This window comes from Streptomyces griseus (assembly GCF_900460065.1).
GTDB lineage: Bacteria > Actinomycetota > Actinomycetes > Streptomycetales > Streptomycetaceae > Streptomyces > Streptomyces griseus.
Map to the genome: position 1 here is coordinate 131,257 of NZ_UAVD01000023.1, position 20,575 is coordinate 151,831.

Below are 20,575 nucleotides of genomic sequence, written 5' to 3' on the forward strand. Positions count from 1 at the left end.
CGACGGCGTACCGTCGCGGCCCCTGTCCCACCCGTTCGTGCCGCTACCTCACCGGGGTGAAGTCGCGGGCCCCGATGAACTCGGGGCGGCGGATCGGAGCCGCGAAGGGCTCCTGCGCCGCGTTCTCCACGCTGTTGAAGACGATGAAGACGTTGCTGCGCGCGTACGGGGTGATGTTGTCGCCCGAGCCGTGCATGGCGTTGCAGTCGAACCAGGTCGCCGAACCGGCCTTGCCGGTGAACAGCCTGATGCCGTGGCGGTCGGCCATCTTCGTCAGCGCCTCGTCGGACGGGGTGCCGGCGTCCTGCATCTGGAGCGACTTCTTGTAGTTGTCCTTCGGCGTCTCGCCCGCACAGCCGAGGAACGTCTTGTGCGAACCGGGCATGATCATCAGCCCGCCGTTGGTGTCGAAGTTCTCGGTCAGCGCGATCGACACGGACACCGTCCGCATGTTCGGCAGGCCGTCCTCCGCGTGCCAGGTCTCGAAGTCCGAGTGCCAGTAGAAGCCCGAGGCGCCGAAGCCCGGCTTCACGTTGATCCGGGACTGGTGGACGTACACGTCCGAGCCGAGGATCTGGCGGGCCCGGCCCACCACCCGCTCGTCGCGGACCAGACCGGCGAAGACCTCGCTGATCCTGTGGACCTCGAAGACGGACCGGACGTTCTGCGACTGCTTCTCGACGATCGAGCGCTCGTCGGCGCGGACGGCCGGGTCGGAGATCAGCCGGTCCAGTTCCGCCCGGTAGACGGCGACCTCGTCCGGGGAGATGAGCTGGTCGACGGTGAGGAAGCCGTCGTGCTCGTAACCCTGGAGGTCCTTGGCGGCGACCGGACCCGGTGCGCCCGGCGCGGACCAGATGACCGGGTCCTGGCGGGGAGTGGTCATCTCGGCGGCGCCGCGCGAGGGGTACAGATCGGCGCGTACTTCGGTGGTCATGGTGGTTCAGGCCTCCTCGGTCAGCAGTGGGTAGACACCGTTCTCGTCATGGTCCTCCCGTCCGGTGACGGGAGGGTTGAAGACACACACGCAGCGGAAGTCCGTCTTGGGCCGCATGGTGTGCCGCTCGTGCCCGTCCAGCAGATACATGGTCCCGGGCGTGATCCAGTGCGTCTCGCCGGTCTCGTCGTTGGTGAGCTCGGCCTCGCCCTCGGTGCACAGCACCGCCTCGATGTGGTTCGCGTACCACATGGAGGTCTCCGTGCCCGCGTACAGCACGGTCTCGTGGAGCGAGAAGCCCACCTTCTCCTTGGCGAGCACGATGCGCTTGCTCTCCCAGGTGCCGGACGCGGACTTCACATGCCGGTCGGTGTTCTCGATGTCACTGAAAGATCGGACGATCACGGTGAGCGGTTGCCTTTCTCTCTGCAGAGTCCCGGGCCTCGCGGCCCGGGACCTCTCTTCTCCGCCTGCCCCGGCAGTGCCGGGTCAGGCCGTTTCGCGGACGGCGCGGGCCAGCGTGCGCAGGCCCTCGTCCAGTTCCTCGGGGGTGATGGTCAGCGGCGGCAGCAGCTTGACGACCTCGCTCTGCGGGCCCGAGGTCTCCAGCAGGAGCCCCAGCCGGAAGGCGCGGGCGCAGACCGCCGAGGCGCGCGCCGGGTCCTCGAACTCCATGCCCCACACCAGGCCCCGGCCGCGGAACTGCGCGGTCGGCTCCTCGGCGCAGATCGCCAGCAGCGTCTGCTCGACCTGCTCGCCGCGGGCCAGGGTCTGCTTCTCCATCTGGCCGTCCGCCCAGTAGGCGTCCAGCACGGCGGCGGCCGTGACGAAGGCCGGGTTGTTGCCGCGGAAGGTCCCGTTGTGCTCGCCCGGCTCCCAGATGTCCAGCTCCGGCTTGAACAGGCAGAGCGACATCGGCAGGCCGTAGCCGCTGATGGACTTCGACAGGGTGACGATGTCCGGGACGATGCCGGCCTCCTCGAAGGAGAAGAAGCCGCCGGTACGGCCGCAGCCCATCTGGATGTCGTCGACGATCAGCAGCATGTCCTGGCGGTGGCACAGCTCCTGGAGCGCGCGCAGCCACTCGGCGCGGGCGACGTTGATGCCGCCCTCGCCCTGGACGGTCTCCACGATCACGGCGGCGGGCTTGTTCAGCCCGGAGCCCTGGTCCTCCAGCAGCCGCTCGAACCAGAGGAAGTCGGGGACCGTGCCGTCGAAGTAGTTGTCGAACGGCATCGGGGTGCCGTGCACCAGCGGGATGCCGGCCCCGGCCCGCTTGAACGCGTTGCCGGTCACGGCGAGCGAGCCCAGCGACATCCCGTGGAAGGCGTTGGTGAACGAGACGACGGACTCGCGGCCCTTGACCTTGCGGGCCAGCTTCAGCGCCGCCTCGACGGCGTTGGTGCCCGTCGGGCCGGGGAACATCACCTTGTACGGCAGGTCGCGCGGGCGCAGGACCACGTTCTGGAACGTCTCCAGGAACGCCCGCTTGGCGGTGGTCGCCATGTCCAGGCCGTGGGTGATGCCGTCGCGCTCGATGTAGTCGATGAGCGCTCGTTTCAGCACCGGGTTGTTGTGGCCGTAGTTGAGCGAGCCGGCCCCGGCGAAGAAGTCCAGGTAGGAGTGGCCGTCCTCGTCGGTCAGCCGGGCGCCCTGCGCGCGGTCGAAGACGGCGGGCCAGCCGCGGCAGTAGCTCCGTACCTCGGACTCCAGGGTCTCGAAGACGCTCAGGGCGGGCGGGGTGATGGTCACAGCTGATCTCCTGCGTGAGGGGGGTGTGACGGGCAGTGGTCCAGTGCTCCCCGCCGCACGGATGCGGCCGGGACCGCGCCGATCGGTCGGTCGGCGCGAAAAGTCGGTGGGGCCCGGCGTACGGGTCGGGTACGCCGGAGTGCGGTGCCGGTGCGGCTCAGTCGGCGAACGGGCCTATCCGGTAGAGCACCTCGGGCAGGTGCGTCTCCTCGGGGAACAGCGCGCCGTCGAACAGCACCTCCTTCTCCAGCGCGACGTCGTGGCGCTGGGCGTAGGAGGTGAACAGCCGCTCGGAGGCGGTGTTGTCCGGCGTGATCGTCGTCTCCACGGACGCCAGGCCCTGGTCGGCGGCGACCCGGGCGGTCAGCGCGTCCAGCAGCGCGGCGGCCAGCCCCTTGCCCCGGTGGGCCTGGTCGACGGCCACCTGCCAGACGACGAGGGTCTGGGGGCGGTCGGGCCTGATGTAGCCCGTCACGAAGGCGATGGGCTCGCCGTTCTCGCCACGGGCGACGGCGGACGTCGCGGCGAAGTCACGGCACCACAGCAGGTAGCTGTACGAGGAGTTCAGGTCCAGGACCTTGGAGTCGCGGGCTATGCGCCAGATCGCGGCTCCGTCCTCCACTCGTGGCGCATCGATACTGAGGAATTCGCTTCGGGCACGGGCAAAATCTGCTGGTGCGGCGGTCATGCGAATTGAATTTACCCAGCAAATTTAGAAATTGCATCGACGCAGAGGGTTGGGTGAAGGGCGTTCATCTGTTATCAGGCGTGCGCGAGGTTCGCCGTGATTCGGGTACAACTTCCTGCACTTTGTCCTGAATTAATCGGGCATAATGCCGCTCTTGTGGAGTCGGTCACAGGGTTGTAACTCTCGCGAGACGTGTCCGAATCATGAAGTTCGAGGCCGGAAAAAACTGGCCCGTTTAGGTGACGGAAAAGCGGGCAGAAGAATGTGGGAAGCTGCTTTTAATAAAGCAGCTTCCCACACTATGAATATCAGAGGCTCGGCCAGGTTTCCGAAACAGCCCTACGGGCAGCCTCGATATCGACCGGCAGGCCCGCGTCGGCCAGCACCGCACCCAGAGCAGCGAGCGAGGACAGCACCGCGCCCCGCGTCGCATCCGCCCCGTAATGGTTGACCCGGATCATCTCCTTGGACAGCGCCCCGCCACCCGCGACCAGCGGCAGCGCGGGGTCGGCCGCCAGCGCCCCCGCGACGAGCACCGCCGCGTCCGTCCCCGCGGGGGCGCGCAGCGTCGTCGCCACCGGGGCCGCGTCCCGCGCCTCGTGGACGTAGGGCTCCAGCCCGCCGCCCAGGGCCACCGCCCCGGCCCGGGTCGCCGCGGCGGCCGAGGCGTGGCGGGCCATCACCGTCTCCGGGCCCTCGTCCTCGATCCGCGCCACGCAGGCCTCCAGGCCCAGCATCTCCAGCTGCGCCGGGGCGTGCGGCAGCGCGGTCCGGCCGGCGTCGATCCAGCGCTCCTTCCAGTCCAGGAGGGAGAGGTAGGAGCGGCGCGGTGCGGCCGGGTTGGCGGCGAGCCGCTCCCACGCCCGCGCGCTCACCGACACCGCGGAGACCCCGGCGGGCCCGCCCATGGCCTTCTGCGCGCCGATCACGCACAGGTCCACGCCCCAGGCGTCCGGCAGCAGCGGCTCGGCGCCCACCGAGGCGACCGCGTCGAGCATGAACAGCGCGCCGTGCCCCCGGACCACCTCGCCGATCTCCGCGACCGGATTGGTGTTGCCGGTCGCGGCCTCCGCGTGCACCAGCGAGACGAAGTCGATCTCCGGGTGGCCGGCGAGCGCCTCGGCGACTTGGTCGGCGGTGACCGCCGTGTGGAAGGGCACCGTGAGGTCGACGACCCGCGCGCCGCAGTCCCGCAGCCAGTTGCCGAAGGTCTGCCCGTACGGGCCCGTGACCACGTTGAGCGCGGTCGAGCCGGGCCGCGCGCCGCCGCGGATGCAGCCCTCCAGCGGCAGCAGCGCCTCGCCCTGGGTGATGACGACGTCCTGCTCCGTGGCGAGCAGCCGGGCCACGCGCCGCTCGATCGCCGCGAAGCGGTCGGCGGTGAGCGGGGGGAGGTCGAGGAAGGGGTGCGTCACGGTGGGGCTCTCTTCGGGTTCGGTCGACGTTCGGAATCGCACAGGCAGCCTACCGACGGCCTCGTACAGTGCCGCGTATGAGTGATCAGGAGGAGCAGCGGGTGCTGCGGGTGAAGGGCCGGGTGCTCGTCGGCCCGGACGAGGTGCGGGACGAGCTGTGGGCCGTGGGCGGTCGGATCACCTACGAGCGGCCGCCCGGGGCCGACGGCGCGGTCACGGTCCGGGGCTGGGCGCTGCCCGGCCTGGTCGACGCGCACTGCCACGTGGGCCTGGACCGGCACGGTCCGGTCGACGCCGCGACCGCCGAGGAGCAGGCGCTCACCGACCGGGAGGCCGGGACCCTGCTGATCCGGGACGCCGGATCGCCCTCCGACACCCGGTGGATCGACGACCGCGAGGATCTGCCGAAGATCATCAGGGCCGGCCGGCACATCGCCAGGACCCGCCGCTACATCCGCGACTACGCCCACGAGATCGAGCCGGGCGACCTCGTCGCGTACGTCGCCCGGGAGGCCCGGCGCGGCGACGGGTGGGTCAAGCTGGTGGGGGACTGGATCGACCGCGAGGCGGGCGATCTGACCGCCTGCTGGCCGCGCGGCGAGGTCGAGGCGGCCATCGCCGAGGCGCACCGGCTGGGCGCCCGCGTCACGGCGCACTGCTTCGCCGAGGAGTCGCTCACCGACCTGGTGGAGGCGGGCATCGACTGCGTCGAGCACGCCACCGGCCTCACCGAGGACACCATCCCGATCTTCGCCGAACGGGGGGTCGCGATCGTCCCGACCCTGGTCAACATCGCCACCTTCCCCGACCTCGCGGCGGGCGGCGAGGCCAAGTTCCCCCGCTGGTCGGCCCATATGCGGCAGCTGTACGACCGCCGCTACGACACCGTGCGCGCCGCGTACGACGCCGGGATCCCCGTCTACGTCGGCACCGACGCGGGCGGCTCCCTGGCGCACGGCCTGGTCGCGGGTGAGGTCGCCGAACTGGTCAAGGCGGGCATCCCGCCCCTGGAGGCCCTCTCCGCCACCACGTGGGGGGCCAGGCGCTGGCTGGGACGGCCCGCGCTGGAGGAGGGAGCTCCGGCGGATTTGGTCGTGTACGACGACGACCCGCGCGCGGACGTCCGGGTGCTGGCGGCCCCCCGGCACATCGTGCTGAACGGGCGGGTGATCGGGTGAGCCGTCACGGAGTTGACGTGCGGTGACGGATGCCGCCCCGGATCGTTGAACCACTTCTGCGCACGCTCCGGCGCGAACGCGCCCGGTAGGGCCCACGGCGGGTGAAACGAGGGACACCTGCGAACGCGCGTGCCGAAAGATTCGAATATGCGCGCGGAAACCCCCCTTTGGGGTGAACTCACGCCAGGTGTCCGTCAGTTCACCCTCAGTGCGTAAAGATTCACGGAGCCGAGGCCACCGGCGCAGGCTATGTCCCCCATGGGACTGTGCCGGTGGCTCCATGTCTCTTGTGGGGGTTCCACCATCTTGAACAGCAACACCTTCCGTCTCGCCGCCCTGGCCCTCGCCGCCGGCCCCGTCGCCCTGCTTGCCGCCGTCCCCGCGCAGGCGGCCCCGGCGACGCCCGCCACCGGCGGCGAGGGCCGGGCGAGCGCGGTCGTGCTCCGTACCGGACTCGACGTCTCGCTCCTCGACAAGTCCGTCCAGGTGCCCCTCAAGGTCACGCTCAACGAGGTGCAGGCACCGGCGAGCGCCGAGAAGACCGCGCTCACCGTGGACGTGGACGGAGTGGAGGGCGGAGCCCCGGTCAGCATCCTGCGCGCCGACGTGGCCACCGCGAACGCCACGGTGGACGCGCACCGGGCCGAGGGCCGCAGCAACCTGGCGAAGGCCCGGATCCATGTCCCCGGACTGCCGGTCCTCTCACTCGTCGAGGTCGAGAAGGTCACCTCCGAGGCGGTCTGCGAGACCGGCAGGAAGCCCGTCGCCGAGTCGAACGTGCTCGGCCATGTCGCGGTGCTCGGGAAGAAGGTGACGCTCAGCGCGGGCGGGCCGACCCGGGTGGCGGTGCCGGGCGTCGGCGAGGTCTCGCTCGACCTGTCCCGTACGGTCACCACCGAGCGCACGGCTGCCGCGACGGCACTGCGGCTCAAGGTCTCGGTCAACCCGCTGAACCTCAACGTCGCCGAGGTGGAGGGCGAGGTCACCCTCGCCGAGGCGACCTGCGAGACCCCGAAGGCGCCGAAGCCCTCCGAGGAGCCGAAGACGCCCGAGGAGCCGGGCTCCGCGGACGGCGGCTCCACGGGCGGCGACGTGAAGACGCAGACCGGCTCCGACACCGGCACCGCCCCCACCGGGGCCAGCCTCGCCGAGACCGGCGGCAGCTCCACCACCCCGTACATCGCGGGCGGCGCGGCCCTGCTCCTGGCCGTCGGCGCGGGCGCGACGGTGCTGGCGCGCAGGCGCTCCGGCAGCCGGGGCTGATACGTGCGAGCGGGGGCGGCGTTCGCACGACGAACACCGCCCCCGCCCCTGCCGGGGTCCTCAGCGCCCCGATCTCGTGGGCAGCGCCTGCACGGCCTGGTCCAGGGCCTGGAGGAAACGATTGGTCGTGGCCCGGTCGCGCACCGCGAGCCGCAGCCACTGCGGCCCCAGCCCCGGGAAGGTGTCCCCGCGCCGCGCCGCGAAGCCCAGCAGCCGCAACCGCTCCCGCACCTCCGCAGCCCGCTCAAGACGTACCAGGACGAATGGACCCAGGGCCGCGTCCACCACCTCCACCTCGCTGAACTCGGCCAGCCCGGCCAGCAGATGGGCCCGGTCCACCGTGATCCGGTCCGCCGCCTCGGCCGCCTCCACCAGCGCCCGCGGCTCCATACAGGCCTGCGCCGCCGCCAGCGCCGGGGTGGACACCGGCCACAGCGGCTGCGCCTCGGCGAGCCGCGCCACCGTCTCCGGCTCGGCCAGCACGTAACCGATCCGCAGCCCGGCGAGCCCCCACGTCTTGGTGAGGCTGCGCAGCACCACCAGCCCCGGGACGTCCGTCCGGTCGCACAGCGCCTCGCGCTCACCCGGCACCACGTCCATGAACGCCTCGTCGACCACCAGCGTCCGCCCGGGCCGCGCCAACCGCTCCACCAGCGCCGCCGGGTGCAGCACGGACGTCGGGTTGGTCGGATTGCCGATCACCACGAGGTCCGCCTCCTCCGGCACCGCCTCCGGATCGAGCCGGAAGCCGTCCTCGGCGCGCAGCAGCACCCGGTCCACCCCGTGCCCGGCCGCCCGCAGGGCGGCCTCCGGTTCCGTGAACTGCGGATGCACCACGACCGGGCGACGGGCCGGAAGGGCCCGGGCGATCAGGACGAACGCCTCGGCCGCCCCCGCCGTCAGCAACACCCGCTCCACCGGCAGACCGTGCCGGTCGGCGACCGCGGCGCGGGCGGAGGACCCGTCCGGGTAGGAGGCCAGCGAGGTGAGCGACGCGGCTATCCGTTCGCGCAGCCACTTCGGGGGAGTGTGGGTACGGACGTTCACGGCGAGGTCGGTCAGATTCTCACCGCGCACCTCCGCGTCGCCGTGGTGGCGCAGGTCGGGCCCTGCGCTCTCGATGTTCCACGTGGGGGGATTCATGGCAGCCATGGTGAACGGGTGGGAGCCCGGCGTCACCGGTGAGGTGGAAGTTTTCCTCCCGGAAACCTCGAAAGCACCGGCGACCGCCGGATACCGCCGGGCCACCGCACAGGTCGCCATCCCCCCGCCGGCCGCCTTCCCGCCCGGAGCGCGGGTCTTCGGCACCACCAGTTCGTCCGCCTCGATCAGCGCCGCCGCCTCCGCGACCGACGGGGTCCCCACCGCGGCGCCCACCGTGCCCGAGGGGTGCGGCACGCGGACCGCGGCCAGCGCCCCGGCCGGGTGGGTCCGCAGCGGCACCCCGAGCCGGGCCGCCGCACCCACGATCCCCGGATCGTCCGCCCTGGCGTCGACGGTCGCCACCTCCAGCACGTCCGCCGCGTCCAGCCCCGCCCCGCTCAGCACCGCCTCGATCAGGGCGAACACCACATCATCGGGGGCGCCCCGGCGCGCGCCGACCCCCACCACCAGACTGCGGCCCCCGGACTCCGGTCCGGTGCCGACGGATGCTCCGGTCATCGGCGGAGTCCTGCCTTTCAGGTCGTACGTCCCGGTGCTACGGGGGAGGAGGCGGGGCCGTTCCGTATACGGAGACGGGCGGTGGGAGGGGCGCGGCGGACGCGGCCGGTAAGGACACCCTGAGATGCGGAGGGAGGCCCGGATCGGCTAGCAAGGCCCCATGGCGGTGTTCGTCGCGCTCGGCGCGTTCCTGATGACCCTGGCCGGCGGCTGGGTCGCACAACGCGTCACCGACCGCCGTCATCTGGTGCTCGGCCTCGCGGGCGGGCTGATGCTCGGCGTGGTCGGACTCGACCTCCTGCCGGAGGCGATCGAGGCGGCGGGCACGCCCGTGTTCGGGGTCCCCGCGGCCCTGCTCCTGTTCGTCGGCGGCTTCCTGGCGGCCCATCTGGTGGAGCGGCTGCTCGCCGGACGCCAGGTGGCACACGGGGCGAGCGGTCACCACGGCGACCGCGTACCGCAGGTGGGGCTGACGGCGGCCGCCGCGATGGTCGTCCACAGCCTCATGGACGGCATCGCGCTGGGCGCCGCCTTCCAGGTCAGCGGCTCCATGGGCGTGGCCGTCGCGCTGGCGGTGATCAGTCATGACTTCGCCGACGGATTCAACACGTACACCCTCACCAGTCTGTACGGGAACGCCCGCCGCAAGGCGCTCCTCATGCTGTTCGCGGCCGCCGTGGCACCGGTCGTGGGCGCCGCGACGACGCTGCTGTTCACCCTTCCGGAGGAACTGCTCGGCGGCTATCTCGGCTTCTTCGGCGGAGCGCTGCTCTACCTGGCCGCTGCGGAGATCCTTCCCGAGGCGCACCACACCCATCCCGCCCGCTCCACCCTTCTCTGCACCATCGGGGGCGTGGGCTTCATCTGGCTGGTCGTCGGCGTCGCGGAGTGAGCCACGCGTACGCCCGCACACGTCGCCGAGATGCGTGCGCGGGCCGCTCACCGCGCCCGGCAGTGCCCGACGAACCGCCGGGCCACCTCGGGGGAGGCCGCCCAGTGGGTGTGCAGATAGCTCGCGTGCACGCCCCGCTGGACGTAGCCCTCGACCCGCCGCTCCGGCTGGTGCATGCCCCAGGCGGGCGTGGTCCCCGCCCCCGGCTCCAGCACCGTGCGGTGGAACTCATGACCGCGCATCCGGGTTCCCGCCACCGCCAGCGCGCTGTCCGACACGGCGACCGCCTGGCGGTACCCGAGGGTGAGCCGCTCGGACATCCGGGCCTCGGCGTCCAGCACCCCGCACATGGGCTTCCCGTCCAGCTCCCGCGCCAGATACAGCAGTCCCGCGCACTCGGCCGCCACCGGGGCGCCGCTCAGGGCCAGTTCCGTCACCGCCCGCCGCAACGGCTCGTTGGCCGACAACTCGGGGGCGTACATCTCCGGGAACCCGCCGCCGATGACGAGCCCCGCCGTGCCCGCCGGCAGCTTCTCGTCCCGCAGCGGGTCGAAGACCACCACGTCCGCGCCGGCCGCCGTCAGCAGCTCGGCGTGCTCCGCGTACGCGAAGGTGAACGCCGCCCCGCCCGCCACCGCGACAACGGGCTTCTCGCCGCCGGGCCCGGGGGTGTACGCGGGCTCCCACGGCTCGTCCGCCAGCGCGGGCGCCGTCCGCGCCAGCGCCATCAGCGCGTCCAGGTCGCACCCCGCGCGCACCCGCTCGCCCATCGCCGCCACGGCGTCCACCGCGTCGGCCCCCCGCTCGGCCACCGGGACCAGCCCCAGGTGGCGCGAGGGCGTCGCCACCTGCGGGGCCCGCCGGATCACCCCGAGCACCGGGAGCCCCGACTCGTCCAGCGCGTCCCGCAGCAGCGCCTCGTGCCGGTCGGATGCCACCTTGTTGAGGATCACCCCGCCGATCCGGACCTCGGGGTCCCAGGAGGCGAACCCGTGCACCAGGGCCGCCACCGACCGGGACTGCGAGGAGGCGTCCACCACCAGCACCACGGGCGCCCGCAGCAGCTTCGCCACCTGCGCGGTGGACGCCAGGTCCCCCTGCCCCGAGGCGCCGTCGTACAGCCCCATCACGCCCTCGACCACGGCGAGGTCGCACCCCGCCGACCCGTGCGCGAACAGCGGGGCGACCAGCTCCGTCCCGCACATGTACGCGTCGAGGTTGCGGCCGGGACGGCCCGTCGCCAACGAGTGGTAGCCCGGGTCGATGTAGTCCGGCCCCACCTTGTGCGGCGAGACGGCGAGCCCGCGCGCGGCGAAGGCGGCCATCAGGCCGGTGGCGACGGTGGTCTTGCCGCTGCCCGAGGCCGGAGCGGCGATGACCAGGCGGGGCGTACTCACCACTCGATGCCCCTCTGGCCCTTCTGCCCCGCGTCCATCGGGTGCTTGACCTTCGACATGTCGGTCACCAGGTCGGCGGCCTCGATCAGCGCGTCCGGCGCGTTGCGGCCGGTGATCACCACGTGCTGGGTGCCGGGCCGGTTCCGCATGACCTCGACGACCTCGTCGGTGTCGATCCAGCCCCAGTGCATCGGGTAAGCGAACTCGTCGAGGACGTACAGCTTGTACGTCTGGGCCGCGAGGTCGCGCTTGACCTGCTCCCAGCCCTCGCGCGCCTTCTCCTCGTTGTCGAGCTGCCCGTCGCGCTGGACCCAGGACCAGCCCTCGCCCATCTTGTGCCAGGCGACGGTGCCGCCCTCACCGCTCGCGCCCAGCACCTTCAGCGCGTTCTCCTCGCCGACCTTCCACTTCGCCGACTTCACGAACTGGAACACCCCGATCGGCCACCCCTGGTTCCAGGCGCGCAGCGCGAGCCCGAAGGCGGCCGTCGACTTGCCCTTGCCCACGCCCGTGTGGACGAACAGGAGCGGGCGGTTGCGCCGCTGACGGGTGGTGAGCCCGTCGTCCGGCACCGATGTCGGCTGTCCCTGCGGCATTAAGCGGCCCTCCCGGCTGCGGTGACGTCCTTGACGAGCCCGGCGATGGAGTCGGCCCGCAGCTCGTCGAGCGTGACGGCGGCGCCTCCCAGTTCCCGGGCCAACTCCCCGGCGAGACCGAGGCGTACGTACCCCGACTCGCAGTCCACGACGACGGACGCCGTCCCCTCCGAGCGGTGCAGCCGCCCGGCCCGGCCCGCGAGCGCCACCGGCTCCGGCCCGCCGGTCGCCCTGCCGTCCGTGACGACGACGAGCAACGGCCGACGCGAGGGATCGCGCAGCCGCTCCACCCGCAGTACGTCGTGGGCCTTGAGCAGCCCGGCGGCGAGAGGCGTACGGCCACCGGTCGGCAGCGACTCCAGACGGGAGGCGGCGGCGTCCACGGACGAGGTCGGCGGCAGCGCCACCTCCGCCTCCCTGCCCCGGAAGGTGACCAGGCCGACCTTGTCCCGCCGCTGGTAGGCGTCCAGCAGCAGCGACAGCACGGCCCCCTTGACCGCGCTCATCCGCTGCCGCGCCGCCATCGAGCCCGACGCGTCCACGACGAACAGCACGAGGTTGCCCTCGCGCCCCTCGCGGGTCGCCTGCCGCAGATCGTCCCGGCGCACCACGAGCCCCCGCCCGGAACGCCCGCGCGCCCGCTGGTGCGGGGCGGCGGCCTGGACGGTGGCGGCCAGGTGCAGCTTGGTCAGCGCCCCCTGCGGCCGGCGCGCGCCGGTCGTACGCCCATGCTCGGTACGCGCCCGGGAGCGCCGACCCGCAGCACCCTCGCCGAGCCCCGGCACGCTGAGCGTCTTCGTCCGGAACGGCTCGGCGGACGCCACCGGCCGCTGCTCGGCCCCGGTGGACCGGCCGGGCGCGTCGGGGCCGCCCTCGGGGGCCCCGGACGGCGCGTCGTCCGAGCCGCCGTCCGCCCGGGGCGGCGTACGGTCCTCCCCGTCGGCCTGCGGCGGCACACCGCCGCCCCCTCCGCCGTCGCCGTCCGGGCCGGGGCCGGGGTCGTCGTCGTTGTCGTCGTCCTGCCCCTGGTCCCCGGCCTCGTCCAGGGTCCGGTCGAGCTTGTCCTCGTCCAGACCGGGCGCGTCGAAGGGGTTGCGGCGACGCCGGTGGGGGAGGGCCAGCAGGGCCGCCTGCCGCACGTCGTCGGCGGTGACCTCCTCGCGGCCCGCCCAGGCGGCGAGCGCGGTGGCGGTCCGGGCCATCACGATGTCGGCCCGCATCCCGTCCACCTCGAACGCGGCGCAGGTCGCGGCGATCTGCCGCAACACGCCGTCGCCGAGCACGACGCGGGGCAGCAGGGCGCGCGCGGCGGCGATCCGCTCGCGCAGGGCGCTCTCCTCCGCCGCCCAGCGCGCGGCGAACCCCTCGGGGTCGTCGTCGTACGCGAGCCTGCGCCGCACGACCTCGACCCGCTCGTCGGTGTCCCGGGACGCGGCCACCTCGACGGTCAGCCCGAACCGGTCCAGCAACTGCGGCCGCAGCTCGCCCTCCTCCGGGTTCATCGTCCCGACCAGCAGGAACCGCGCCGCATGCCGTACGGAAACGCCCTCGCGCTCGACGTACGAGGCGCCCATGGCCGCCGCGTCCAGCAGCAGGTCCACCAGGTGGTCGTGGAGGAGGTTGACCTCGTCGACGTACAGGATCCCCCGGTGCGCGTCGGCCAGCAGGCCCGGCTCGAACGCCTTCACGCCCTCCGAGAGCGCCCGCTCGATGTCCAGCGCCCCCACGAGCCGGTCCTCCGACGCGCCGACGGGCAGCTCCACGGTCCGCGCGGCCCGCGACACACCGGCGGCCTCCGCGTGCGGCCCGTCGGGACACGCCGGATCGGGGGAGCCGGGATCGCAGGAGAACCGGCACCCGGGCACGACGGAGACCTCGGGCATCAGCGCGGCCAGGGCCCGCACGGCGGTGGACTTGGCGGTCCCCTTCTCGCCCCGCACGAGCACCCCGCCGACGGCCGGACTGACCGCGTTCAGCAACAGTCCGAGCCGCAGGTCGTCCTGCCCGACGATCGCGGTGAAGGGATACGGCGTACTCACAAGGCCTCCTCGTCGACATGAACATCAGCACCATCGCGCCCCTGGGGTCGTGGGGCCTTCCCCCGCGTCCCCGGGCGACCCGCTTCAAGCCCCTCCGGCGATCGAGGAGCGGGGGCCGGGGCGGCGCCCCGGCTCTCCGGCCCACCCGCCCCCGACGGCGGCGCCCCCGGCGGCACGAACGGCAACGCGGGCGGCGCCCCGCCCTCGATCAACCGCCACAACGCGTCCGTGTCCGCGTGCTCCTCCACCAGATCCCCGAGCCGGTCCAGCTGCTCCTCCCGCAGCTCCCCGAAGCTCGTGTCCGGCGCAGGCACGAACCGCCGCCCGGCGGCCCGCGCCACCTCCACCAGGAACCGCCGCCGGAACGCGTCGCTCTCCAGCGACCCGTGCCAGTGCGTCCCCCACACCGCCCCCACCCGGCACCCGTCGAGGAACGGCTCCCCGCCCCGCACGTCGGCCACCCCGTGGTGGATCTCGTACCCCTCCACGGGCTCGCCCAGCGCCGAACCGACGGGCCGCGCCAGCGTCTTGTCCCGGTCGAAGCGAATCCGTACGGGAAGGACCCCCAGCCCGTCCACGACGCCGGCCCGCGACTCCACCTCGTCCTCGATCCGCTCGCCGAGCACCTGGAACCCGCCGCAGATCCCCAGCACCGGCCGGCCCTCCGCCGCCCGCCGCACCAGCGCCTGAGCGAGACCGCGCTCGCGCAGCCAGGCCAGCGCCTTCACCGTGCCGCGCGTCCCGGGCACGATCACCAGGTCCGCGTCGGCCAGCTCCTCCGCCCGGTCCACGAACCGCACGACGACACCCGGCTCGGCGGCCAGCGCGTCCACATCCGTGAAGTTCGACATCAGCGGCACCGCGCAGACCGCCACCCGCAGCACGTCCTCGCCGTGCGGGGGAGCCACGACCGACTCCCGCACCGCACCCCGGAGGGAGACCCGCAGGCCGTCCTCCTCGTCGATGCCGAGCCCGTGGGCGTAGGGCAGGACCCCGTACGTCCGCCGTCCCGTCAGCCCGTACAGCATGTCCAGCCCCGGCTCCAGCAGGGAGACGTCGCCCCGGAACTTGTTCACCAGATACCCCGCGACCAGCGACTGGTCCTCGGGGCCCAGCAGCGCGGTGGTCCCGAAGAACGACGCGAAGACGCCGCCCCGGTCGATGTCCCCGACGACCAGCACGGGGAAGCGGGCGGCCCGCGCGATCCCCATGTTCACGATGTCCGTGCGCCGCAGGTTGATCTCGGCCGGGGACCCGGCGCCTTCACAGATCACCGCGTCGTACTCCGACCGCAACTGCTCCAGGCACTCCGTCACCGTGCCCAGCAGCGCCTCCTGCCGGCCCCCGTGGTACCCCCGGGCACTCATCTCGCCGACCGGCTTTCCCATCAGCACCACCTGGCTGGACCGGTCGCTCCCGGGCTTGAGCAGCACCGGGTTCATCAGCGCCGTCGGCTCCACCCGGGCGGCCTGCGCCTGCATCGCCTGGGCCCGCCCGATCTCCGCGCCCTGACGGGTCACGAAGGAGTTCAGGGACATGTTCTGCGCCTTGAAGGGCGCGACCTTCACGCCCCGGCGCACCAGCCACCGGCAGATCCCCGCCGTGACGACGCTCTTGCCCGCGTCCGACGTGGTCCCCGCGACCAACAGCCCACCGCTCATGCCCGTCCCCGCTTCCGTACCGCGTTCCGCGCCGCGCCGTTCACGACGGCCCCCGCTTCCGTGCCGGCGACGCCCCGACCCGCGACCACGCGCCCCGCGAGCATCCGCCCCGCCACGCACACGCCGAGGGCGAGCGTGCTCACCCGGCGGGACAGCCGTACCGCGCGCTCGATGTCCGCGCCCCGCACGTCCCGCCCGGACTCCCCGTTCAGCACCGGCCGGTGCTCGACGCGCCCCGCGTACGCCAGGGTCCCGCCCAGCCGTACGCCGAGCGCCCCCGCGAACGAGGCCTCCACCGGCCCCGCGTTCGGGCTCGGATGGCGTCCCGCGTCGGCCCTCCAGGCGCGGACGGCCGCCCGGGGCCGCCCGCCCGCCGCCACCGCCAGCGCGGCCGTCAGACGTGCGCCGGGCCACCCCGCGAGGTCGTCCAGGCGGGCCGAGGCCCAGCCGTAGCGGCGGTAGCGGGGCGACTTGTGGCCGACCATGGCGTCCAGGGTGTTCACGGCCCGGAAGCCGACGAGCCCCGGCACCCCGCCGATCGCCCCCCACACCAGTGCGCCGACGACGGCGTCCGAGGTGTTCTCGGCGACCGACTCGACGACGGCGCGGGCGATCCCCGGACCGTCCAGGGAGTGCGGATCGCGCCCGCACAGGTGCGGCAGCCGCTCCCGGGCCACCTCCAGGTCCCCGGCGGCCAGCGCGCCCCCGATGGCGCGGGCCTCCCGGCCCAGCGACGTACCGCCGACGACGGACCAGGCCGTGGCGGCGGTCAGCGCGACGGCGAGCGCCGGGCGACCCCGGACGGCGCGCGCGGTCAGCGCGGCGGCCCCCACGGCGCCTCCGGCGCAGACGAGGGTGTGCAGCGCGCCCCGGCCCCGGTCGTCACGCCACAGCAGGGACTCCACCCGCGCGGCGGCGCGGCCGAATCCGGCGACGGGGTGGCCCCGGCGGGGGTCGCCGAGAAGGGCGTCGGCGATCAGTCCGGCCGTGGCGCCGTACGCGAAGACGCGGTCGGCACGCACGGCTCAGCCGGCCGCGGGGCGAGGAGTTCCGGCGCGACGGCCTGTCGTGGGGGGTACGGGGAGCGGCGCACGGCGGCCGGGCATGGCGTAGGTCCTCACTCAGGGTCCGCGCCCTGGTTCGACGTGACCGGCGACGAGAGTCTCCTGGCTCCCGGATCCGCGGTTCCCCCGGCCTTCCAGCCCGCGTGGAGCGAGCCGTGACGTCCGATCTGGGGGAGTGCTCCCCGGTGACAGTGGCGGGACCGCGCCGGATTCGCACCGGCTTCCTCTGCTGTCGCCGTAAATGGCTCCGGCAGTCCACCACGCCCCGCGAACAGCCGTCAACTCACTGTTGACCTGCGAGGCTCCACTGTGGGCGGACGCACATCGGGCCGGACACACGAGAGTGTGTCCGGCCCGATGGAGTGCGGAGTTCGGGGTCAGGCGACGATCAGGTAGATCCCGTACGAGACGGCCGCGACGCACAGCGCGAAGCAGGCGTACGCGCCGGTGCGCGCCAGCGCTACCGACCCGCCGGAGGCGCTGCCCCCGGACGTGGCGGACTGCTTGGAGAGGGCGATGATGCCCACGGTGAAGACGCCGACCAGCGCGACGGTGACCACGAGGCTGACACCGAACACGGAGGCGAGAGCTGCCCAGTCGATTTTCATGCGGATCTGTCCTTACACCTTGGCCGGCGGCCGGGCCGGGTCGTCGGGAGCCGAGGCCGGGGCCGGGATGGTGGTCGAGAGGTCGGAGGCGGGACCGCCGACGGGCGGCGGCTGGACCGCGGCCATGGCGGTGGTGACGACGCCCTGGGGCTCGTCCTCGCCCGTGTCGTTGACGTTGGTGTGGTCGACCGGCTGGCGGCGCGAGGCCACCCAGATCGCGAACGAACCGCCCACCAGGATGACCGCCGTGACGGCGATGCCCCAGGGGCCCTGCTTCGTGAGGAACTCGGCGCCCGCGCCGACCAGGCCGGCGGCCGGGAGCGTCAGGCCCCAGGCGACGAACATCCGGGTGGCGGTGGACCAGCGGACCACACCGCCCTTGCGGCCCAGGCCCGCGCCCATCACGGCCCCGGAGCAGGACTGCGTGGTGGAGAGCGAGAAGCCGAGGTGCGAGGAGGCCAGGATGACGGTCGCCGCACTGGTCTGGGCGGCGAAGCCCTGCGGCGGCTGGAGGTCGGTCAGGCCCTTGCCCATGGTGCGGATGATGCGCCAGCCGCCGAGGTAGGTGCCGAGCGCGATGGCCACACCGGCCGAGACGATGACCCACATGGGCGGGTTGGAGCCGGGGGCGAGGACACCGCTGGTGACCAGCGCCAGCGTGATGATGCCCATCGTCTTCTGGGCGTCGTTGGTGCCGTGGGCGAGCGAGACGAGACCGGCGGAGGCGATCTGTCCGGCCCGGTAGCCCTTGGCGGTCGACTTGAGCTGACCCTCGTCGGTGACGTTCCGGTTGATCCGGTACGTCAGCCGCGTGGCCAGCATCGCGGCGATACCGGCCACCAGGGGGGCCGCGATCGCGGGGAGCAGCACCTTCGTGACGACGGTGCCGCCGTTGATCGAGGACCAGCCTGCCGACATGACGGCGGCGCCGATCAGTCCGCCGAACAGGGCGTGCGAGGAGCTGGACGGCAGGCCCAGCAGCCAGGTCAGGAGATTCCACAGGATGGCGCCGACGAGCGCCGCGAAGATGACCTCTGTTCTGATGCCGTCTTCGTTGACGATCCCGCCGGAGATCGTCTTGGCGACCTCCACCGACAGGAACGCGCCGATCAGGTTGAGAACGGCGGACATCGCCACCGCTGTCTTGGGCTTCATCGCGCCGGTCGAGATGGTGGTCGCCATCGCGTTGGCGGTGTCGTGGAAACCGTTCGTGAAATCGAACACGAGAGCTGTTACGACCACAATCGCAAGCAGCAGCGTGATGTGTTCCATTTACCCAGGCAATCGTTCGACGTCAGTGGCACGTGGACCGTAGGCAACCTGGATGAACGGAAGATGAACTGGGCAGGGCGTTGCGGTGACCCCAAACGGAGTGGGTGGCCTCCGCTTGTGCGCGGGAGGGGCTGCGCTGCGCCTGTGGGGCGGGTCGTGGGCTGTCCTTTGCCTCCGGTTGGCGAACATTTTGAACGGCTGTTCGGCACTCGGAAGAGACCTCCGTCACCCCGGATGTGACGTTCCGGTTGCGCCTCTTGACCCCTACGCTCGCCCCATGAGCGAGCAGCAGCCGGAATCCATCGGCCGGGCCTGGCTGGACGTCGTCGCGACCGCCCGTCGCAGCGCGGCGGACGGCCTGGTCGTCGGCACCTCGGGCAACGTCTCGGCCCGCGTCGGCGACCTGGTCCTGGTCACGCCCAGCGGGGTCCCCTACGACCGGCTCGGACTCCGGGACGCGGTCGGGGTCGACCTGGAGGGCCGCCAGGTCCTCGGCGACCTCGGGCCGACCAGCGAGCTCCCCCTCCACCTCGCGGTCTACCGCTCCACCGGCGCCGCCGCGGTGGTCCACACCCACGCCGTGCACGCCACCGCCGTCTCCACCCTCGTCACCGAGGTCCCGCTCGTCCACTACGCCGCCGCCATCCTCGGCGGCCCCGTCCGCACCGCCGCCTACGCCCGCTACGGCACCCCGGAACTGGCCGAGGCGATGCTCGGGGCCCTGGCGGACCGCACCGGCTGCCTGCTGGCCAACCACGGCACCGTCACCTACGGCGACACGCTCGACCAGGCCTACGAGCGCACCGCCCAACTGGAGTGGCTCTGCCGCCTCTGGCTCACCGCGAGCTCCGTGCCCGGCCGCACCCCGACCCTGCTCGACGCGGCCCAGCTGGACGAGGTGACGGAGGCGCTCAAGGGGTACGGCCAGCCCGGCTGAACCGCGCCACGGCCCCGGACGGCCCCGTCCGCTGGCAGCCCGCCCCGCGCCCCACGACACTGGAGCGGTGCGCCCGGTAACCGCGACGGCAGCGGCCGTCACCACGATCCTCGGCGCCGGCGCGACAGCGGTCGCGGCCGGCCGGTACGCCAGCGACGTCGCCCTCAAGGCGGCGCCCGGACGTCCCCTCCCCGCCGACCGCAGACTCACCGTGCATGCCACGGCGGCCGGACAGGTCACCCTGACCCGGTCCCTCCCGGCGCTCAGGCCCGGCACCTACGGCCTGTCCGGACCCGGCGTCCACGCGGTCGTGGGACCCGTCATGGAAGGCGCCTCCCAGGCCGCCGACACCGTCGTGCGCCGGCTGGAGAGCGTCGGCCGGGGCCTCCTGGAACCCGGCGGGAAAGTACGGCTCACCCCCGCGCTGTACGACGGGAACCCGAGCGGCGACCTCGGCCTGGACCACCAGGAGGTGGAGATCCCCGGCGAGCTGGGAACCCTGCCCGCCTGGTACGTCCCCGGCGCCCGCGACACCTGGGTCATCACCGTGCACGGCCTCGGCGCCACCCGCGCCCACCCCATGAACCTGATGGGCTTCCTGCACGAACAGCGCTTCCCCGTGCTCGACCTCGCCCACCGGGGCGACCCCGGGGCCCCCCGCCCCGCGGACGGCCTCGGCCACTTCGGCGCCTCCGAGTGGCGCGACCTCGACGCCGCCCTCCGCTGGGCCCTGCGCTACGGCGCCCGCAACGTGATCCTCCACGGCTGGTCCACGGGCGCCACCATGGCCCTGTACGCCGCCGTCGAGTCCCCGCTCCGCGACCGGATCAGCGGCCTCGTCCTCGATTCCCCGGTGCTGGACTGGACGGTCACCCTGCGCGCCCTGGCCGCGGCCCGCGGCGTCCCGGCGGCCCTGCTGCCGCTCGCCGTCCGCGCCGCCCAGGGCCGGACCGGGATGAGCCCCGCCCCGCTCCTGGAGACCTCGGCGCCCGCCTCCCTGCGCACCCCGACCCTGATCCTGCACGGCCCGGACGACACCATCGCCCCCTGGGGCGCCTCCCGCGAGCTCGCCGCCCGCCGCCCGGACCTGGTCAGCCTCCACGCCGTACCGCAGGCTCCGCATGCGTCGATGTGGAACGCCGACCCGGCCCGCTACGAGGAGACCCTGCGACGCTTCCTCACGCCCCTGATGTGAGCCGATGGGGTGAACTCTC

General features: G+C 73.2%; 18 protein-coding genes and 1 riboswitch. Of the genes, 5 read left to right on the forward strand and 13 right to left on the reverse strand.

The annotated features are described in order from the left end of the window. Positions 1 to 43 precede the first annotated feature (43 nt). The 5 genes from thpD to DTB53_RS09890 all read right to left on the reverse strand — a co-directional run bounded on the left by thpD (position 44) and on the right by DTB53_RS09890 (position 4,792). A complete protein-coding gene (gene thpD / locus DTB53_RS09870) occupies positions 44 to 937 on the reverse strand; it encodes an ectoine hydroxylase (protein ID WP_003969936.1) in 894 nt (297 codons plus the stop codon). Positions 938 to 943: 6 nt separating this feature from the next. Continuing rightward, positions 944 to 1,342 carry an ectoine synthase gene (locus DTB53_RS09875; protein WP_003969937.1) on the reverse strand — a complete coding sequence of 133 codons (399 nt, stop codon included), beginning with the start codon at positions 1,340 to 1,342 and terminating at the stop codon, positions 944 to 946. 84 nt (positions 1,343 to 1,426) lie between these two features. Further along, on the reverse strand, positions 1,427 to 2,689 hold the full coding sequence (gene ectB / locus DTB53_RS09880) for a diaminobutyrate--2-oxoglutarate transaminase (protein ID WP_003969938.1): 1,263 nt from the start codon (positions 2,687 to 2,689) through the stop codon (positions 1,427 to 1,429). A gap of 157 nt (positions 2,690 to 2,846) precedes the next feature. After that, positions 2,847 to 3,377 carry a diaminobutyrate acetyltransferase gene (gene ectA / locus DTB53_RS09885; protein ID WP_003969939.1) on the reverse strand — a complete coding sequence of 177 codons (531 nt, stop codon included), beginning with the start codon at positions 3,375 to 3,377 and terminating at the stop codon, positions 2,847 to 2,849. Positions 3,378 to 3,685: 308 nt separating this feature from the next. After that, entirely contained in the window at positions 3,686 to 4,792 is a 1,107-nt protein-coding gene (locus DTB53_RS09890; protein WP_012381434.1) for a pyridoxal-phosphate-dependent aminotransferase family protein, read from the reverse strand. A gap of 77 nt (positions 4,793 to 4,869) precedes the next feature. Between DTB53_RS09890 and DTB53_RS09895 the strand changes: the two genes are divergently transcribed. Further along, positions 4,870 to 5,970, forward strand: coding sequence for an amidohydrolase family protein (locus DTB53_RS09895; RefSeq protein WP_012381435.1), 1,101 nt, complete (start codon positions 4,870 to 4,872; stop codon positions 5,968 to 5,970). Positions 5,971 to 6,276: 306 nt separating this feature from the next. Beyond that, entirely contained in the window at positions 6,277 to 7,233 is a 957-nt protein-coding gene (locus DTB53_RS09900) for an SCO1860 family LAETG-anchored protein (RefSeq protein WP_030705047.1), read from the forward strand. A gap of 60 nt (positions 7,234 to 7,293) precedes the next feature. Here DTB53_RS09900 and cobC read toward each other — a convergent pair whose 3' ends face one another. Beyond that, positions 7,294 to 8,895, reverse strand: coding sequence for an Rv2231c family histidinol phosphate aminotransferase CobC (gene cobC, locus DTB53_RS09905; protein WP_012381437.1), 1,602 nt, complete (start codon positions 8,893 to 8,895; stop codon positions 7,294 to 7,296). 160 nt (positions 8,896 to 9,055) lie between these two features. Here cobC and DTB53_RS09910 point away from each other — a divergent pair, with 160 nt between their 5' ends. Beyond that, positions 9,056 to 9,787: a ZIP family metal transporter gene (locus tag DTB53_RS09910; protein WP_003969944.1), complete on the forward strand. Its 732-nt coding sequence runs from the start codon at positions 9,056 to 9,058 to the stop codon at positions 9,785 to 9,787. Positions 9,788 to 9,834: 47 nt separating this feature from the next. Here DTB53_RS09910 and DTB53_RS09915 read toward each other — a convergent pair whose 3' ends face one another. The 7 genes from DTB53_RS09915 to DTB53_RS09945 all read right to left on the reverse strand — a co-directional run bounded on the left by DTB53_RS09915 (position 9,835) and on the right by DTB53_RS09945 (position 18,424). Then, positions 9,835 to 11,187, reverse strand: a complete 1,353-nt coding sequence (locus DTB53_RS09915; RefSeq protein WP_012381438.1) for a cobyrinic acid a,c-diamide synthase CobB — start codon at positions 11,185 to 11,187, stop codon at positions 9,835 to 9,837. Further along, positions 11,181 to 11,780: a cob(I)yrinic acid a,c-diamide adenosyltransferase gene (cobO, locus tag DTB53_RS09920; RefSeq protein ID WP_003969946.1), complete on the reverse strand. Its 600-nt coding sequence runs from the start codon at positions 11,778 to 11,780 to the stop codon at positions 11,181 to 11,183. Before cobO ends, DTB53_RS09915 begins: the two co-directional genes overlap by 7 nt. After that, positions 11,780 to 13,819: a putative cobaltochelatase gene (locus DTB53_RS09925; protein ID WP_012381439.1), complete on the reverse strand. Its 2,040-nt coding sequence runs from the start codon at positions 13,817 to 13,819 to the stop codon at positions 11,780 to 11,782. Before DTB53_RS09925 ends, cobO begins: the two co-directional genes overlap by 1 nt. Then, positions 13,816 to 15,480: a cobyric acid synthase gene (locus DTB53_RS09930; protein WP_012381440.1), complete on the reverse strand. Its 1,665-nt coding sequence runs from the start codon at positions 15,478 to 15,480 to the stop codon at positions 13,816 to 13,818. Before DTB53_RS09930 ends, DTB53_RS09925 begins: the two co-directional genes overlap by 4 nt. Then, positions 15,477 to 16,502: a cobalamin biosynthesis protein gene (locus DTB53_RS09935; RefSeq protein WP_003969949.1), complete on the reverse strand. Its 1,026-nt coding sequence runs from the start codon at positions 16,500 to 16,502 to the stop codon at positions 15,477 to 15,479. The genes DTB53_RS09930 and DTB53_RS09935 overlap by 4 nt, the downstream gene beginning before the upstream one ends. A 138-nt stretch (positions 16,503 to 16,640) precedes the next feature. After that, positions 16,641 to 16,770, reverse strand: a riboswitch (cobalamin riboswitch). A gap of 151 nt (positions 16,771 to 16,921) precedes the next feature. Further along, positions 16,922 to 17,152, reverse strand: coding sequence for a hypothetical protein (locus DTB53_RS09940; RefSeq protein WP_003969950.1), 231 nt, complete (start codon positions 17,150 to 17,152; stop codon positions 16,922 to 16,924). Positions 17,153 to 17,164: 12 nt separating this feature from the next. After that, positions 17,165 to 18,424: an inorganic phosphate transporter gene (locus DTB53_RS09945; protein WP_003969951.1), complete on the reverse strand. Its 1,260-nt coding sequence runs from the start codon at positions 18,422 to 18,424 to the stop codon at positions 17,165 to 17,167. Between the two features lie 277 nt (positions 18,425 to 18,701). On the opposite strand from DTB53_RS09945, the gene DTB53_RS09950 reads away from it, so the two are divergent. Together DTB53_RS09950 and DTB53_RS09955 are read left to right on the forward strand one after the other, a co-directional pair. Beyond that, on the forward strand, positions 18,702 to 19,361 hold the full coding sequence (locus tag DTB53_RS09950) for a class II aldolase/adducin family protein (RefSeq protein WP_012381441.1): 660 nt from the start codon (positions 18,702 to 18,704) through the stop codon (positions 19,359 to 19,361). A 67-nt stretch (positions 19,362 to 19,428) separates the two neighbouring features. Continuing rightward, a complete protein-coding gene (locus tag DTB53_RS09955) occupies positions 19,429 to 20,556 on the forward strand; it encodes an alpha/beta hydrolase (protein ID WP_012381442.1) in 1,128 nt (375 codons plus the stop codon). Positions 20,557 to 20,575 lie beyond the last annotated feature (19 nt).